The sequence below is a fragment of the Streptomyces sp. T028 genome, assembly GCF_048159505.1.
Lineage (GTDB): Bacteria > Actinomycetota > Actinomycetes > Streptomycetales > Streptomycetaceae > Streptomyces.
Map to the genome: position 1 here is coordinate 129,179 of NZ_JBLRVZ010000009.1, position 16,579 is coordinate 145,757.

Sequence of the window (16,579 nt, forward strand, 5' to 3'; positions counted from 1 at the left end):
CCCGGTGCCCTCGCGTACCTGGACGCTCGGCGAGTGGCTGCCGTACTGGCTGGAGCACATCGTCAAGCCGGAACGGGAGCACAACACGTACGCCAAGTACGAATCCAAGGTCCGGCTCTACCTGCTCCCCCACCTCGGCAAGAAGCCGCTCACCAAGCTGACGCCCGCCCAGCTCCGCGCCCTCATGGCCACGCTGCGGCCGGAAGAGGCAGGCGCGGCCACCCGCTTCGAGGTGCTGCGCGTCCTCCGGAACGCCCTCAACCGGGCCATGCGCGAGGAGCTGCTCACGCGCAACGTCGCACTCCTGGTCGACATGCCCAAGGTCTCCAAGGACAAGGGCACGGCCTGGAGCGCCCGGGAGGCGATCACGTTCCTGCGCTCCGTCCGCGCGCACCGCCTCTACGCGGCCTGCGTCCTGGTGCTCGTCCTCAGCCTCCGCCGAAGTGAGGTCCTCGGCCTGCGCTGGCAGGACATCGACTTCGAGGCCGGCCGTTTCACCCCGGTCAAGCAGGTGCAGCGGGAGAAAGGCGTGGGCCTGGTCCTCAAGACCTCAAGACGGAGTCCTCACAGGCCGTGCTGCCGCTACCAGAGTTCTGCGGCCGCCGATCGCCTCGTCAAGCGCGCCGGCGTCCGCCGCATCACGGTCCGGCTCGCCCGGCACACCTGCGGCGCCCTCCTGGCCTTCCTGAAGGTGCATCCCAAGGTCGCTCAGGTGATCCTCCGCCACAGCCAGATCAGCATGACCATGGACGTGTACACGCACGTCGTGGGGGACAGTGAGCGGGAGGCTGTGACGATGCTCGCAGAGCTGCTCGAAGACCCGCTCAGCGGCTGACCGCAGCCGTTCGCCGCTGGTCGCCCTCGTTGGTGTCAACCATGGGTGTCAAAAGACCCCCGGACCGATGGTCCGGGGGTCTTTTCGCTGGTGGGGCTAACAGGATTTGAACCTGTGGCCTCATCCTTATCAGGGATGCGCTCTAACCAACTGAGCTATAGCCCCGCCGCGCTCTGCGGTGTGTCCCGCGCGCTGACTCCTGAAGATTAGCGCACGACGTGGGCAGTCCCAAAATCGGTTGTCGGGGGACCGCCCACGGTGGGTTTAGCCGCAGCTCACTCGTCCTCGGCGAGGGTCAGCTCCACGCCGCCGACGAAGCCGGCGGAGAGGTTGTAGATGAACGCGCCCAGGGTGGCCAACGCCGTCGCGAGGACGACGTCGATGACCGCGATGATCGCCGTGAACATCAGGACATGGGGGAGCGACAGGAAGGACTGCAGGTCGAAGCCATTGGACTCGTTGGAGCCGGTGGCCTCGGAGATGGTGCCGCCGACCGTGGAGAAGACCCCCATCGCGTCCATGACCATCCACAGCACCGCCGCCGCGACGATCGTGCAGATGCCGAGCGCGATCGACAGCAGGAAGCTGACCTTCATCACCGACCACGGATCGGCCTTCGCGACCCGCAGCCGCGCCTTGCGTACCCGCGGCACCGTGCGGGCGCCGACGCCGGTACGCGGACGCCGTACCGTGCCCGGCGGGGTCGCCTGGGTCGGGTAGGCCTGCGGCGGGTGGTACGGCGCCGCGGCAGGCTGCTGGGCCGGCCGGTCGGCGGGCAGCGGCGAGGGCGGCTGCTGGGCCTGCGGACCTCTGGTGTCCGTCACGGTTCCCCCCTGGGATCCCTTGGATCCTTGCGTGTCGGGCGAAGAGGAGGGGGCGTCGGCGGCGGCCGGCTTGATCGCCTTCAGCTGGGTCGTGTGCGTGTCCTGCTCACGTCCCTCCGCGCCCCGCGCGCCGGTCTTGCGCGCGTCCCCCTCCGGCGCGGCGGAGCCACGGCCGCCGCCGTTCTTGTCCGTGCCGGCAGACGTACCGGCGCCCGTGGCTCCGCTCACGATGACTCACTCCTCGTGCCTACTCGGCCGAGGGCGCCTCACCCTCGTCCATGCCGGTGGTCGCGGCGCCTTCGGCGGTCTCGTCCACGGCCTCGTCGCCGTCGACCTCCTCCGCCTCGCGCCCCGCCTCGGCGTTGCGTGCGATACCCACGACGGCATCGCGCTTGCCCAGGTTGATCAGTTGGACGCCCATGGTGTCACGGCCCGTCTCCCTGACCTCGTTGACTCGCGTACGAATCACACCGCCCGACAACGTGATGGCGAGGATCTCGTCCGTCTCCTCGACCACCAGCGCGCCGACGAGCGAACCGCGGTCCTCCACGATCTTGGCGGCCTTGATACCGAGGCCGCCGCGACCCTGGACGCGGTACTCGTCGACGCCGGTCCGCTTCGCGTACCCGCCGTCTGTGGCAGTGAACACGAACGTACCGGGTCGAACAACATTCATCGAGAGGAGCTCGTCCCCCTCGCGGAAGCTCATGCCCTTGACACCCGAGGTGGCGCGGCCCATGGGGCGGAGCGTTTCGTCCGTGGCCGTGAAGCGGATCGACTGTGCCTTCTTGCTGATCAGCAGCAGATCGTCGTCGGCCGAGACGAGTTCGGCACCGATCAGTTCGTCGTCGGAACCGCCCTCCGTCTCCCGGAGGTTGATCGCGATGACACCGCCGGAACGGGGGGAATCGTAATCCTTCAGCGGCGTCTTCTTGACCAAGCCGCCCTTGGTGGCGAGGACCAGGTAGGGCGCCGCCTCGTAGTCGCGGATGGCGAGGATCTCGGCGATCGCCTCGTCCGGCTGGAAGGCGAGCAGGTTCGCGACGTGCTGACCGCGCGCGTCCCGGCCGGCGTCCGGCAGCTCGTACGCCTTCGCCCGGTACACCCGGCCCTTGTTGGTGAAGAACAGCAGCCAGTGGTGCGTGGTGGAGACGAAGAAGTGGTCGACGATGTCGTCTTCCTTCAGCTTCGTGCCGCGCACGCCCTTGCCGCCGCGCTTCTGGGCGCGGTAGTCGACTGTCTTGGTGCGCTTGACATAACCGCCGCGCGTCACCGTGACGACGATGTCCTCCTCGGCGATCAGGTCCTCGATGGACATGTCACCGTCGTAGGGCACCAGCATGCTCTTGCGGTCGTCGCCGAACTTCTCGACGATCGCGGCGAGTTCCTCGCTGACGATGCCGCGCTGGCGGACCGGCGAGGCGAGGATCGCGTTGTACTCGGTGATCTTCGCCTGGAGCTCGTCGTGCTCCTGGACGATCTTCTGGCGCTCCAGGGCGGCCAGTCGGCGGAGCTGCATCTCGAGGATGGCGTTCGCCTGGATCTCGTCGATCTCCAGAAGGGCCATCAGGCCCGTGCGCGCGACCTCGACGGTCTCGCTGCCCCGGATGAGCGCGATGACCTCGTCGATGGCGTCCAGGGCCTTCAGGAGGCCTCGCAGGATGTGCGCGCGCTCCTCCGCCTTGCGGAGGCGGAAGCGCGTACGACGGACGATGACCTCGATCTGGTGCGTCACCCAGTGGCGGATGAACGCGTCGAGGGACAGCGTGCGCGGGACACCGTCGACGAGGGCCAGCATGTTGGCGCCGAAGTTCGACTGCAGGTCCGTGTGCTTGTAGAGGTTGTTCAGGACGACCTTGGCGACCGCGTCGCGCTTCAGGACGATCACGAGGCGCTGGCCGGTGCGCGAGGACGTCTCGTCACGGACGTCCGCGATGCCGCCGATCTTGCCGTCCTTGACCAGGTCGGCGATCTTCTGCGCGAGGTTGTCGGGGTTGACCTGGTAGGGCAGCTCCGTGACCACCAGGCACTGGCGGTTCTGGATCTCCTCGACCTCGACGACCGCGCGCATGGTGATCGAGCCGCGGCCCGTGCGGTACGCCTCCTCGATGCCCTTGCGGCCCACCACCAGGGCGCCGGTCGGGAAGTCGGGGCCCTTGATGCGCTCGATCAGCGCGTCGAGGAGCTCCTCGTGACTGGCTTCCGGGTTCTCCAGGTACCACTGGGCACCGGCCGCCACCTCGCGCAGGTTGTGCGGCGGGATGTTGGTCGCCATGCCGACCGCGATACCGGCGGAGCCGTTGATCAGCAGGTTCGGGAAGCGGGACGGCAGGACGGTCGGCTCCTGGGAGCGGCCGTCGTAGTTGTCCGTGAAGTCGACGGTCTCCTCGTCGATGTCACGGACCATCTCCATCGACAGCGGCGCCATCTTGCACTCGGTGTAGCGCATGGCGGCCGCCGGGTCGTTGCCCGGGGAGCCGAAGTTGCCGTTGGAGTCGACGAGCGGCATGCGCATCGCCCACGGCTGGGCGAGGCGGACCAGCGCGTCGTAGATCGAGGAGTCGCCGTGGGGGTGGTAGTTGCCCATGACGTCGCCGACCACGCGCGCGCACTTGTAGAAGCCGCGCTCGGGGCGGTAGCCGCCGTCGTACATCGCGTAGAGCACGCGGCGGTGGACGGGCTTGAGACCGTCACGGACGTCCGGCAGGGCGCGGGAGACGATGACGGACATCGCGTAGTCGAGGTACGAGCGCTGCATCTCCGTCTCGAGCCCGACAGGCTCGATGCGCATCGCGAGCTCGCCGCCCTCTTCAGGGGTGACGGGAGTGTTCTCGTCGGCCATTGCTGGTGAAGATCCTTCCTGGTGCGGTCAGCTGAGACCGACTCAGATGTCGAGGAAGCGGACGTCCTTGGCGTTGCGCTGGATGAACTGGCGGCGGGCCTCGACGTCCTCGCCCATGAGGACCGAGAACAGGTCGTCGGCCTGGGCGGCGTCGTCGAGGGTGACCTGGCCGAGGACGCGGTGCTCCTGGTCCATCGTGGTCACGCGCAGCTCCTCGGCGTTCATCTCGCCGAGACCCTTGAAGCGCTGGATGGAGTCCTCGCGGATGCGCTTGCCGCGCTGGCGGCCCATCTCGATCAGGGCGTCGCGCTCGCGGTCGGAGTACGCGTACTCCACGTCGTCCCGGCCCCACTTGATCTTGTACAGCGGGGGCCGCGACAGGAACACGTGTCCGGCCTCGACCAGCGGCCGCATGAAGCGGAACAGGAAGGTCAGCAGCAGGGTGTTGATGTGCTGGCCGTCGACGTCGGCGTCCGCCATCAGGATGATCTTGTGATAGCGGAGCTTCTCGATGTCGAAGTCCTCGTGCACACCCGTGCCGAAGGCGGAGATCAGCGCCTGGATCTCCTGGTTCTGCAGGATCTTGTCGATCCTGGCCTTCTCGACGTTGAGGATCTTGCCGCGGATCGGGAGGATCGCCTGGTACTGCGGGTTGCGGCCGGACTTGGCCGAGCCGCCGGCGGAGTCACCCTCGACGATGAAGATCTCGCACTTGATGGGGTCGTTCGACTGGCAGTCGGAGAGCTTGCCCGGGAGCGAGGCGCTCTCCAGCAGGCCCTTACGACGCGTCAGGTCACGGGCCTTGCGGGCCGCCACGCGCGCGGTGGCCGCCTGGATGCCCTTGCGGACGATGTCCGCCGCCTCGACCGGGTTGCGGTCCAGCCAGTCCTGGAGGTGCTCGTAGACCGCCTTCTGGACGAAGGTCTTGGCCTCCGTGTTGCCCAGCTTGGTCTTGGTCTGGCCCTCGAACTGCGGCTCGCTCAGCTTGACCGAGATAATCGCGGTCAGACCCTCGCGGATGTCGTCGCCCGTGAGGTTGTCGTCCTTCTCGCGGAGCAGCTTCTTGTCACGCGCGTACTTGTTGACCAGGTTGGTCAGGGCCGCGCGGAAGCCCTCCTCGTGCGTGCCGCCCTCATGCGTGTGGATGATGTTGGCGAAGGAGTACACGCCCTCGCTGTAACCGCTGTTCCACTGCATGGCGACCTCGAGGGAGAGGGCGCGCTCCTTGTCCTCGGCCTCGAGGTCGATCACCGTCGGGTGCACCACGTCGCCCTTGCGGGAGTTGAGGTACTTCACGAAGTCGACGATGCCGCCCTCGTAGTGGTACGTGACGGTCTTGACCTCGGACTTCTCGTCCGCGCCCGCCTCGTCCGCGCCGGTCACGGCCTTCGCCGACTCTCGCTCGTCCGTGAGTTTGATCGTCAAACCCTTGTTGAGGAACGCCATCTCCTGGAAGCGCCGGGAGAGCGTCTCGAACGAGTACTCGGTGGTCTCGAAGATGTCCGGGTCGGCCCAGAAGGTGACCGAGGTTCCGGTCTCCGTGATGGCCTCGTGCTGGGCGAGGGGCGCCGTGGGGACGCCCATCTTGTAGTCCTGCGTCCAGCGGTGGCCGTCGGTCCTGACCTCGACCGCGACCTTGGACGACAGGGCGTTCACGACGGAGACGCCGACGCCGTGCAGACCGCCGGAGACCGCGTAGCCGCCGCCGCCGAACTTGCCGCCCGCGTGCAGCACGGTCAGCACGACCTCGACGGCCGGCTTGCCCTCGGACGGGACGATGCCGACCGGGATGCCACGGCCGTTGTCGATGACACGGACGCCGCCGTCGGCCAGGATCGTGATGTCGATGGTGTCCGCGTGGCCGGCCAGCGCCTCGTCGACGGAGTTGTCGACCACCTCGTACACAAGGTGGTGAAGACCACGCTCGCCCGTGGAGCCGATGTACATACCGGGGCGCTTGCGGACCGCGTCCAGGCCCTCGAGGACGGTGATGGCGCTGGCGTCGTACGAGGCGGTGACCTCGCCGTTCACGCCGGCGTCGGTGGACGGGTTGTTCTCGTTGGGGTTGCCGGAATCGGCCACGAAGCGCCCTTTCTGGCACAGCACGAGCCAGGCTCCTCGGCAGGTTGCCGGAGCGGCTGCGGCATGTTGCGTTGGTAAGCCTTGATCAGCGTTGCTCAGCTTGTCCCGGGCGGTCCCCACGTTTGGGGCGGGATTGGCTTCCAGTCTACCGGTAGCACTGACAGTGATGGGGGTTTGCCGGTACCTGAGTCCGGATGTGCCGCCCTCAACCGGTCTCCGACGGGTCCCGATATACGGATGGGGGCTCTAAGGGGCTCACGGAGGCACTCAGCGCTTCCGGGTGTCAACCCTTGGCTACCGACGGGTCAGCTCGGAAATCGGCCCCGTGTGCGGGCGGTTTGAGCGCTTGTCCACAGGCTGTGGGCGAATGACCGCGTGCATCCACGGGCACCCTTCGGCCGACATCCGGGCAATATCCGGACACACGTAGGGACGGCCGGGGNNNNCCGTCCCTACGTGACGCAGAACGTGATGCAGATCACCCGTATGTGTCGCCGGGGCCGGTGCTCCCCGGGGCGCGCAGCGGGCCGTAACGGCGCGCCGGGCCGCCGGGACCCTGCACCTTGATCTGCCGGACCCGGCCGTGCCCCAGGTCCTCGTTGAGCCGGGCGACCAGGGTCGGGGCCAGCAGCCGCAGATTCGTCGCCCAGGCCGTGGAGTCGCAGCGCACCACCAGGACCCGCTCGTCCTCGTCGTACCGCTCCGGCACACAGTGCTTGGCCACGTCCTCGCCGACGATCTCGGGCCAGCGCCCCATCACCCCGCCCACCGCGGCCGGCGCCTCCCAGCCGCGCTCGTTCAGCAGCCGGTTGATCGCCGCGCCGAGCGCCATGGGATCGCGCCCGTCCGCCCGCGCGCCGGAGCGCAGACCGCCTCCGCGCCGTGCCTGCTTCTTCTGCTGCGCGGCGTCCCCACGCGCGCGTGCCTGCTCGCGCGCCGCCCGCAGCGCCACGCGCGCGAGGTCGACACCGGAGGGCTCGGGCGTCCTGCGGGGCTCCTGCTCGCTCATACGCGCTCCACCGTCCCGTCCGCCACGGCGTACCGCGCCCCGCTCAGCACCTGCGGTACGTCGTCGTCCACGGCCGCCGTCACCAGCACCTGCTCCCCGGGCGCGACCAGCTCGGCCAGCCGCTCCCGGCGGCGCGCGTCCAGCTCCGCGAACACGTCGTCGAGCACCAGTACCGGCTCGTTGCCCTCGGCCCGCAGCAGGTCGTACGAGGCCAGCCGCAGCGCGAGCGCGTAGGACCAGGACTCGCCGTGGGAGGCGTATCCCTTGGCGGGCAGTTGCCCGAGTTTGAGCAACACATCGTCCCTGTGGGGTCCTACCAGGGTGACGCCCCGCTCGATCTCCTGCTTGCGGGCGTCCGCGAGCGCCGCCATCAGCTGCGCGTAGAGGTCCTCGCGCGTGTGCGCCTCGCCGGGCGCGGACGGCTTGTACTCCAGGGTGACCGGTCCGCCGCCCGGCGCCAGCTGCTCGTACGCCTTGTCGGCGAGCGGCTGGATCGCGGCGACCAGGTCGAGCCGCTGCGCGAGCAGCTCGGCACCCGCACGCGCGAGGTGCTGGTCCCACACGTCGAGCGTCGACAGATCCGCCTCCACGCTCGAATCCGCTCGCGCGGGAGGTGCCCCCCTTCGCCCACCGTGCCGCCGGGCGAGGGCCGCGGACTTCAGGAGGGTGTTGCGCTGCTTGAGAACGCGCTCGTAGTCCGACCGCACCCCCGCCATGCGCGGCGAGCGGGCCGTGATCAGCTCGTCCAGGAACCGCCGCCGCTCCCCGGGATCTCCCTTGACCAGCGCGAGGTCCTCGGGCGCGAACAGGACAGTCCGTACGATGCCCAGCACGTCCCGGGGTCTGACCTGCGAGGACCGGTTGACGCGGGCGCGGTTGGCCTTGCCGGGGTTGACCTCCAGCTCGACGAGCTGCTGCCGCTCACCCTGCCGGACCTGGGCCCGGATGATCGCGCGGTCGGCGCCCATGCGGACCAGGGGCGCGTCGGAGGCGACCCGGTGGCTGCCGAGGGTGGCGAGGTAGCCGACGGCCTCGACGAGGTTCGTCTTGCCCTGGCCGTTGGGGCCGACGAACGCGGTGACACCCGGGTCGAGCGGAACCTCGGCCCGGGCGTACGAGCGGAAGTCGGCCAGCGACAGATGCGTGACGTGCATGGTCGTTCGCCGACCTCCCCCAGAGTCCTCGGGCAGTTACTTCTTCTCGACCGCGTGGCCGCCGAACTGGTTGCGCAGCGCCGCGATCATCTTCATCTGCGGGGAGTCCTCCTGGCGGGAGGAGAACCGCGCGAACAGCGAGGCCGTGATCGCGGGGAGCGGCACGGCGTTGTCAATGGCGGCCTCGACGGTCCAGCGGCCCTCGCCGGAGTCCTGGGCGAAGCCCTTCAGCTTGTCGAGGTGCTCGTCCTCGTCGAGGGCGTTGACCGCGAGGTCGAGCAGCCAGGACCGGATGACGGTGCCCTCCTGCCAGGAGCGGAAGACCTCGCGCACATCGGTGACGGAGTCGACCTTCTCCAGCAGCTCCCAGCCCTCGGCGTAGGCCTGCATCATGGCGTACTCGATGCCGTTGTGGACCATCTTGGCGAAGTGGCCGGCGCCGACCTTGCCGGCGTGCACCGAGCCGAAGTCGCCCTCGGGCCTGAGCGCGTCGAAGACCGGCTGCACCTTGGCGACGTTCTCCGCGTCGCCGCCGTACATCAGCGCGTAGCCGTTCTCCAGGCCCCAGACGCCGCCGGAGACACCGCAGTCGACGAAGCCGATGCCCTTGGCGGCCAGTTCCTCCGCGTGCTTCTCGTCGTCCGTCCAGCGGGAGTTGCCGCCGTCCACGACGACATCGCCCGGCTCCAGCAGCTCGGCCAGCTCGTCGATCGTCGACTGGGTGGCGGCACCGGCGGGGACCATCACCCACACCACGCGCGGGGCCTCGAGCTTGCCCACAAGTTCTTCGAGGCTGTGGACATCGGCGAGGTCCGGGTTGCGGTCGTATCCGACGACGGTGTGGCCTGCGCGGCGTATCCGCTCGCGCATGTTGCCGCCCATCTTGCCGAGGCCGACGAGACCGAGCTCCATCAGTTGTTCCTTAGGTCGCTGTGTGGCGTGTGGGGCACCTTCGTACCCATGTCCGAGCCTAAACCCGGACGCTCACGCACACCTGTGGGCATACGCGCTCAAACGTACGCCTCACAGAACTGCGGGCAATCGTGCCTCCCCCAGTGCCCTAAGGGCCTGGGAGGTACCCCCAGGCGGCACGGGTGGGCGCAGCGGCACCCGGCCAACGCCGGTGGAGAAACCCACCCCCGCCCGGCCCCAGCGCCGCTCAACCGCTCAACCGCACCGGCATGATCAGGTACTTGTACGCCTCGTCCGCCTCGGCGTCCACCGCCGGCTTGCCACTGAGCAGCGCGGGCTTGGTGGAGGTCGTGAAGGACAGCTGGGCGACGGGGGAGTCGATCGCGCTCAGGCCGTCCAGCAGGAAGGTCGGGTTGAAGGCAATCGAGATGTCGTCGCCCTCCAGCTGCGCGTCGACCCTTTCCACAGCCTGTGCGTCGTCGCTGGAGCCGGCCTCCAGGATGAGCACACCCTGCTCGAAGCTGAGCCGCACCGGGGTGTTGCGCTCGGCGACCAGGGCCACACGCTTGACGGCCTCCACGAAGGGGGCGGTCTCGATCACGGCGACGGAGTTGAACTCGGTCGGGAACAGCGTGCGGTACTTCGGCAGGTCGCCCTCGAGGAGACGGGTGGTCGTCCGGCGGCCCGCGCCCTCGAAACCGATCAGGCCCTCGCCGGAGCCCGATCCGGAGAGCGCCAGGATGACGCTGTCGCCGCTCGTGAGCGCCTTGGCGGTGTCCAGGAGCGTCTTGGCGGGGACCAGGGCGACCGCGGAGGCGTCCGGGTTCTCCGGCTTCCACAGGAACTCACGGACCGCGAAGCGGTAGCGGTCGGTGGAGGCGAGGGTGACGGTGTCGCCCTCGATCTCGATGCGCACACCGGTGAGGACGGGGAGCGTGTCGTCACGGCCGGCGGCGATCGCCACCTGGGCGGCCGCGGAGGCGAAGACCTCGCCGGGGACGGTGCCCGTCGCGTTGGGCATCTGGGGCAGCGACGGGTACTCCTCCACAGGCAGGGTGTGGAGGGTGAACCGCGAGGAGCCGCAGACCACGGTCGCCCGTACACCGTCTGTGGAAATCTCCACCGGCCGGTTGGGGAGCGCGCGGCAGATGTCCGCGAGCAGACGGCCGGAGACGAGGACCGTGCCCTCCTCCTCGACCTCGGCCTCCACGGACACACGCGCGGAGACCTCGTAGTCGAAGCTGGAGAGGCTCAGCGCACCGTCCTCGGCCTTCAGCAGCAGGCCGGCGAGGACAGGCGCCGGCGGACGGGCCGGGAGGCTGCGCGCCGCCCAGGCCACTGCCTCCGCGAGTACGTCGCGTTCCACCCGGATCTTCACTCTTGCCGCCTCCTGCTGTTGCCGGCGCTTCTAGGCCTGCCTGGCTTCGTCTGTCTGGTGTCGGTGTGATCGACCCCTGTGAAGGGAAGGACCACCGGGGACCAGTCTGACGCACCGCACTGACAGTAGGTGCCTCTCGGGGTCAAGTCGTGACGAGGGGCAGCCGGACGCCGGAGAGCGAGTTGTGCACAGGACCCACTTCGAAACGGATTCCTGGCTCTCTCTAGTCGTCAGTAGTAGTAGGGCCTGTGGATACCGTGGATAACCCTGTTTTCGCAGCTCAGAGGCGATTTTTTATCCACTGGCCCTGTGGGTGGAGGCGGTGGACAACCGGGGCCGTCTGTGGAGAACAGAAAGTTCTGCACACTCCGTGCACAGGGAGGGGCGAGTTCTCCCCAGCGTTGTCCCCAGCTTTACCCACCTTTCCCACAGCCCAACCCGGCAACTTCGTGTGACGCCTTTCACTCGACACGGTGAGGAGGCGCGTCAGCTTGCCGAACAGTGGACAGGGATGTGGAGAAACCGCTGATCGCTGGGGACAACCGGCCCCAGCCTGTGGGTTGCCGGTGGACAACTTCGTGCACAGCCTGTGGAAGGTTTTCTTGTCCACAGCCTGTGGACGTCCTTCGTCCACGAATCCACAACCTGTTGACCTGGCTCGATGCTCCTCCCACAGGCTCGCCTGTGGATACAGTCTGGACAACTTCCGGGTCCCCAGGGTGTGGACGGGAAAAAGTCACCGAATCTGTGGAGAGTGGCCGTAACCCGGCCGGAAATCGAACAGCGGATGACGGGCCCAGGACGCACGGCCGGGACGCACGGTCTTCCCCAGGCCCCTCCAAGGACGCACCACGGCGTCCCCGCACACGCGGAGGGCGCCCCGGGATCAGCTCCCGGGGCGCCCTCCGCGGCGTCGTACGGCGGTCAGCCGGCCTTGATGCGGTTGGTCAGCTCGGTCACCTGGTTGTANGGGATCAGCTCCGGGGGCGCCCTCCGCGGCGTCGTACGGCGGTCAGCCGGCCTTGATGCGGTTGGTCAGCTCGGTCACCTGGTTGTAGATGGACCGGCGCTCGGCCATCAGATTGCGGATCTTGCGGTCGGCGTGCATGACCGTGGTGTGGTCACGGCCGCCGAACAGCGCGCCGATCTTCGGCAGCGAGAGGTCCGTCAGCTCGCGGCACAGGTACATGGCGATCTGCCGGGCCGTCACCAGGGCCCGCCCGCGCGAGGTCCCGCACAGGTCCTCGACCGTGAGGCCGAAGTAGTCGGCGGTGGCGCTCATGATGGCCGTGGAGGTGATCTCGGGCGCCGAGTCCTCGCCGCCTGGGATCAGGTCCTTCAGGACGATCTCCGTCAGGCCCAGGTCCACCGGCTGCCGGTTGAGCGAGGCGAACGCGGTCACCCGGATCAGCGCGCCCTCCAGCTCACGGATGTTCCGCGAGATCCGCGAGGCGATGAACTCCAGTACCTCCGGAGGGGCGTTGAGCTGCTCCTGCACCGCCTTCTTGCGCAGGATCGCGATCCGCGTCTCCAACTCGGGCGGCTGGACATCGGTGATCAGACCCCACTCGAAACGGTTCCGAAGCCGGTCCTCCAGCGTCACCAGCTGCTTGGGCGGCCGGTCGCTGGACAGCACGATCTGCTTGTTGGCGTTGTGGAGCGTGTTGAAGGTGTGGAAGAACTCCTCCTGCGTCGACTCCTTGTCCGCGAGGAACTGGATGTCGTCCACGAGCAGGATGTCCATCTCGCGGTACCGCTTGCGGAAGCTGTCGCCCTTGCCGTCGCGGATGGAGTTGATGAACTCGTTGGTGAACTCTTCCGAGCTGACGTACCGCACGCGCGTGCCGGGATACAAGCTCCGCGCGTAGTGTCCGATCGCGTGCAGCAGGTGCGTCTTGCCGAGCCCCGACTCGCCGTAGATGAAGAGGGGGTTGTACGCCTTCGCGGGTGCCTCGGCCACGGCGACCGCGGCCGCGTGCGCGAAGCGGTTGGACGCGCCGATGACGAACGTGTCGAACAGGTACTTGGGGTTCAGCCGCGCGGTCGGCTCACCGGGCCCGCCCGCCGATGGCGACGGCGAGGTCGAGGATCCGGGCACCCCGGGCACCCCGGGTCCGCCGGGCCGCTGCGGCGCGTTCGAGCCGGACGACAGGTCGGGCAGCTCGCGCCGGCCCGCGTCCCGCTGGTCGTACTCGGGCCGCTTCTGCTCGTAGGGGGCAGAGTCGTACGGAGGCCGCTCCATCGACTGCGGCCGGTAGTCCTGCGGCGGCTGACCGTAGGAATCCTGGGAGTAGGAGTCCGCCGACGGCGACCTGTAGGGGTCCTGGGCCGGCGAGGCGTACGGATCGCGCTCAGGGAAACCGAGCCGCTGCTGCTGCCAGCTGTACTCGTCCTGTTGGGGCCGCGGCCAGGCGCCCGGCTCCGGGCGCTGGTACTCCGACGGATACGCGGGCCGAGCGGTCGGCAGCTGGTCCCCGCGCGGACCCTCCCCGACAGGACCCGGGCGCGGCTCGGCGCGGTGCCGACCGTAGCTTCCGTCGTAAGCGCTGTCGTAGGAATTGTCGTACGTGCTGTCGTAGCGGCCCTTCGGCTCGTCGTACGGGCCGTCGTACGGGCCGGACGGGAGCTCGGGCTCCTCGTAGCGCGGCTGTGGCTGCTGCTGGACAGGGGGCGCCGGCGGGGCCGGGGGCTCGCCGGCGGAGTCGTCCACGGTGATCGCGATACGGATCGGGCGGCCGCACTCGCGGCTCAGCGTCTCGCTGACGACCGGGGCCAGCCGGCCCTCCAGTACGCCCTTGGCGAATTCGTTCGGTACGGCCAGCAGGGCGGTGTCGGCGACCAGCGCGAGCGGCTGACAGCGCCGGATCCAGTGCTCGTCCTTCACCTCGACACCCTGACCACGGCCCTCACCGAGGAGCTGCTCCAGTACTCGTGGCCACACTGCGGCAAGATCGGCAGGTACGTCAGCCACAGGGCACGCTCTCTCGTGGGGGTCCCACGAACGTGTGGTTGCGGGACGAATCGGGATTCACCTCGGCGGGGGCCGAGAACTGCGAGTCGGGAACCAGGGGTCAAAGGAACGAATCGGAGTCCAGTCACGGTAGTCAGGGCGACGGGTGCGGTTCAAGTTGTTGTCCCCAGGCTGTGGATAGTGTCTCCCGGCGACCCCTGGTTTGACCGGATGGCGCAGCCGCGCGTACCGTAACCAGGTCGAGTTGTCGATGGCTGCTGCCGCCTGCCTCCGATGGGCACAGATCGCTTCAGGTGATCGGGAAGCGGTGCACTCGGGCGTAACGAGAGCTACTCGTGGGCGCACGGTGACAGCCAGGACGGCACCCGCCACACCGATTTGATTTCTGGAGCCCCCGAGTGAGCAAGCGCACCTTCCAGCCGAACAACCGTCGTCGCGCCAAGACCCACGGCTTCCGGCTGCGTATGCGCACCCGTGCCGGCCGCGCGATTCTCGCGTCCCGCCGTAGCAAGGGTCGCGCCCGTCTGTCCGCCTGATCCCGGTCAGGTCATGCCGTCGTGCTGCCCACCGAGAACCGGCTGAGGCGGCGCGAGGACTTCGCGACCGCGGTACGACGGGGCCGCCGGGCCGGACGCCCGACGCTCGTCGTCCACCTTCGAAGCGGTGCCATGGACCCGCACGCGCCTGGGGAGAGCGCTCCCCCGACGCGTGCGGGTTTCGTCGTGAGCAAGGCCGTGGGTGGAGCGGTCGTGCGCAACAAGGTGAAGCGCAGACTGCGTCATCTGATGCGCGATCGGGTCGTTCTCCTGCCCCCCGGTAGCCTGGTAGTCGTACGGGCGCTGCCCGGTGCGGGCGACGCCGACCACGCACAGCTGGCCCAAGACCTTGATGCCGCCCTTCAACGGCTGCTGGGAGGGGGCGCGCGATGAAGTACCCGCTGCTGGCCCTGATCAAGCTCTACCAGTGGACGATCAGTCCGCTGCTCGGGCCGGTCTGCAAGTACTACCCGTCGTGTTCCCACTACGGATACACGGCCATCGACCGGCACGGCGCGATCAAGGGAACGGCACTCACCGCCTGGCGCATCCTGCGGTGCAACCCGTGGTCGCTGGGGGGTGTGGACCATGTTCCGCCGCGGAAGCGCCCGCGGTGGCACGAAATGCTGCGGGACGCCTGGCGTGCACGCAGGGGCGGGACCTCCGCCGCCGAAACGGCCACCGAGGAGAGTGTTTCCCCGAGCCCGGCCGCAGAGACCCCGTCCCATGCCCAAGGAGCATGATTAGTGGACACGATTGCCAGCCTCTTCAGCTTCATCACGACACCCGTTTCCTGGGTCATCGTCCAGTTCCACACGGTGTACGGCAAGATCTTCGGCCCTGACACCGGATGGGCCTGGGGCCTGTCGATCGTGTCTCTGGTGATCCTGATCCGCATCTGCCTGATCCCGCTCTTCGTGAAGCAGATCAAGGCGACCCGGGCCATGCAGACGCTCCAGCCCGAGATGAAGAAGATCCAGGAGCGCTACAAGAACGACAAGCAGCGTCAGTCCGAAGAGATGATGAAGCTGTACAAGGAGACGGGCACCAACCCGCTCTCCTCGTGCCTTCCCATCCTGGCGCAGTCCCCGTTCTTCTTCGCCCTGTACCACGTGCTCAACGGCATCGCGAACGGTGACACCGTCGGTGTGATCAACGAGAGCCTGCTGCAGAGCGCTCAGAAGGCGCACATCTTCGGCGCTCCGCTGGCCGCGAAGTTCACCGACAGCGCCTCGGAGGTCGAGGCCCTCGGCGCCTCGCTCACCGATGTGCGGGTCGTCACCGCGATCATGATCGTCCTGATGTCGGCGTCCCAGTTCTTCACCCAGCGCCAGCTGATGACGAAGAACGTCGACACCACGGTGAAGACGCCGTTCATGCAGCAGCAGAAGATGCTGATGTACATCTTCCCGGTCATGTTCGCCGTCTTCGGCATCAACTTCCCCGTCGGTGTCCTCGTCTACTGGCTGACCACCAACGTGTGGACCATGGGCCAGCAGATGTACGTCATCCACAACAACCCGACCCCGGGTTCCAAGGCCCAGGCCGCGTACCTGGAGCGGCTGTACAAGCACGTGACGCATGCCGGCAAGGCCCGCCGCCGCAGCGAGAAGACCATCATCAAGGCCATCGTCGCCAAGGGCCGCGACCGCAACGAGGCCGAGCGCAAGTTCATCAACGGTCTGACCAAGGCGGGCCTCGCGGCCCAGGCCGACGGCACCGTGATGAAGAGCGACGCCCAGACCGTCGTGGAGACCGAGGACGGCACCACCACGACCGCGGCCGCCGCCAAGCGCCAGCAGCCGAAGCGGCAGACCAAGTCCCAGCGCCAGCACGGCGGCCCCAAGGCGGCCGGCGAGACCACCTCGCTGAGCAAGTCCGACGAGCCCGAGGACGACAAGCCCTCCGGCGCCGCCCGGCAGACCGCTCCCAAGGCCGGTACCGGCGGTGGCCGCAGCAAGGCCCAGTCCGGGCAGCGCAAGGGCGGCCCGCAGCGCCCCAAGTCCCCGTCCAAGAAGTAAGAAGGAGCCCATCCC

The 16,579-nt window shown here is 68.4% G+C and carries 13 protein-coding genes and 1 tRNA gene; 5 read left to right on the forward strand and 9 right to left on the reverse strand.

Going from position 1 to position 16,579, the window contains the following annotated elements; translation table 11 throughout:
* The first annotated feature begins 4 nt into the window (after positions 1-4).
* Entirely contained in the window at positions 5-835 is an 831-nt protein-coding gene (locus ACLZN2_RS09425) for a tyrosine-type recombinase/integrase (protein WP_416977910.1), read from the forward strand.
* Between the two features lie 88 nt (positions 836-923).
* Here the strand turns inward: ACLZN2_RS09425 and ACLZN2_RS09430 are convergent.
* From ACLZN2_RS09430 to dnaA, 9 genes are all read right to left on the reverse strand, one after another.
* Positions 924-1,000 (reverse strand) — tRNA-Ile (locus tag ACLZN2_RS09430).
* Between the two features lie 110 nt (positions 1,001-1,110).
* Positions 1,111-1,887, reverse strand: a complete 777-nt coding sequence (locus ACLZN2_RS09435) for a DUF3566 domain-containing protein (RefSeq protein ID WP_416977911.1) — start codon at positions 1,885-1,887, stop codon at positions 1,111-1,113.
* Positions 1,888-1,906: 19 nt separating this feature from the next.
* Positions 1,907-4,501: a DNA gyrase subunit A gene (gene gyrA, locus ACLZN2_RS09440; RefSeq protein ID WP_416977912.1), complete on the reverse strand. Its 2,595-nt coding sequence runs from the start codon at positions 4,499-4,501 to the stop codon at positions 1,907-1,909.
* 42 nt (positions 4,502-4,543) lie between these two features.
* On the reverse strand, positions 4,544-6,607 hold the full coding sequence (gene gyrB, locus ACLZN2_RS09445; protein ID WP_416977913.1) for a DNA topoisomerase (ATP-hydrolyzing) subunit B: 2,064 nt from the start codon (positions 6,605-6,607) through the stop codon (positions 4,544-4,546).
* Between the two features lie 454 nt (positions 6,608-7,061).
* Positions 7,062-7,592, reverse strand: a complete 531-nt coding sequence (locus tag ACLZN2_RS09450; RefSeq protein ID WP_416977914.1) for a DUF721 domain-containing protein — start codon at positions 7,590-7,592, stop codon at positions 7,062-7,064.
* Positions 7,589-8,746 carry a DNA replication/repair protein RecF gene (gene recF, locus ACLZN2_RS09455; protein ID WP_416977915.1) on the reverse strand — a complete coding sequence of 386 codons (1,158 nt, stop codon included), beginning with the start codon at positions 8,744-8,746 and terminating at the stop codon, positions 7,589-7,591. The genes ACLZN2_RS09450 and recF overlap by 4 nt, the downstream gene beginning before the upstream one ends.
* Positions 8,747-8,782: 36 nt before the next feature.
* Entirely contained in the window at positions 8,783-9,658 is an 876-nt protein-coding gene (gnd, locus tag ACLZN2_RS09460) for a phosphogluconate dehydrogenase (NAD(+)-dependent, decarboxylating) (protein WP_416977916.1), read from the reverse strand.
* Between the two features lie 247 nt (positions 9,659-9,905).
* Positions 9,906-11,036, reverse strand: a complete 1,131-nt coding sequence (gene dnaN, locus ACLZN2_RS09465) for a DNA polymerase III subunit beta (protein WP_416977917.1) — start codon at positions 11,034-11,036, stop codon at positions 9,906-9,908.
* A 1,012-nt stretch (positions 11,037-12,048) separates the two neighbouring features.
* A complete protein-coding gene (gene dnaA, locus ACLZN2_RS09470; RefSeq protein ID WP_416977918.1) occupies positions 12,049-14,007 on the reverse strand; it encodes a chromosomal replication initiator protein DnaA in 1,959 nt (652 codons plus the stop codon).
* Between the two features lie 398 nt (positions 14,008-14,405).
* Between dnaA and rpmH the strand changes: the two genes are divergently transcribed.
* From rpmH to yidC, 4 genes are read left to right on the forward strand one after another with little or no spacing between them, the layout of a single operon-like run.
* Complete coding sequence (gene rpmH / locus ACLZN2_RS09475; protein WP_003956500.1) at positions 14,406-14,543, forward strand: 50S ribosomal protein L34; 138 nt, start codon at positions 14,406-14,408, stop codon at positions 14,541-14,543.
* A 21-nt stretch (positions 14,544-14,564) separates the two neighbouring features.
* A complete protein-coding gene (rnpA, locus tag ACLZN2_RS09480) occupies positions 14,565-14,936 on the forward strand; it encodes a ribonuclease P protein component (RefSeq protein ID WP_416977919.1) in 372 nt (123 codons plus the stop codon).
* Positions 14,933-15,286, forward strand: coding sequence for a membrane protein insertion efficiency factor YidD (gene yidD, locus ACLZN2_RS09485; protein WP_416977920.1), 354 nt, complete (start codon positions 14,933-14,935; stop codon positions 15,284-15,286). Before rnpA ends, yidD begins: the two co-directional genes overlap by 4 nt.
* A gap of 3 nt (positions 15,287-15,289) precedes the next feature.
* On the forward strand, positions 15,290-16,564 hold the full coding sequence (gene yidC, locus ACLZN2_RS09490; RefSeq protein ID WP_416977921.1) for a membrane protein insertase YidC: 1,275 nt from the start codon (positions 15,290-15,292) through the stop codon (positions 16,562-16,564).
* The last annotated feature ends 15 nt before the right edge of the window (positions 16,565-16,579 follow it).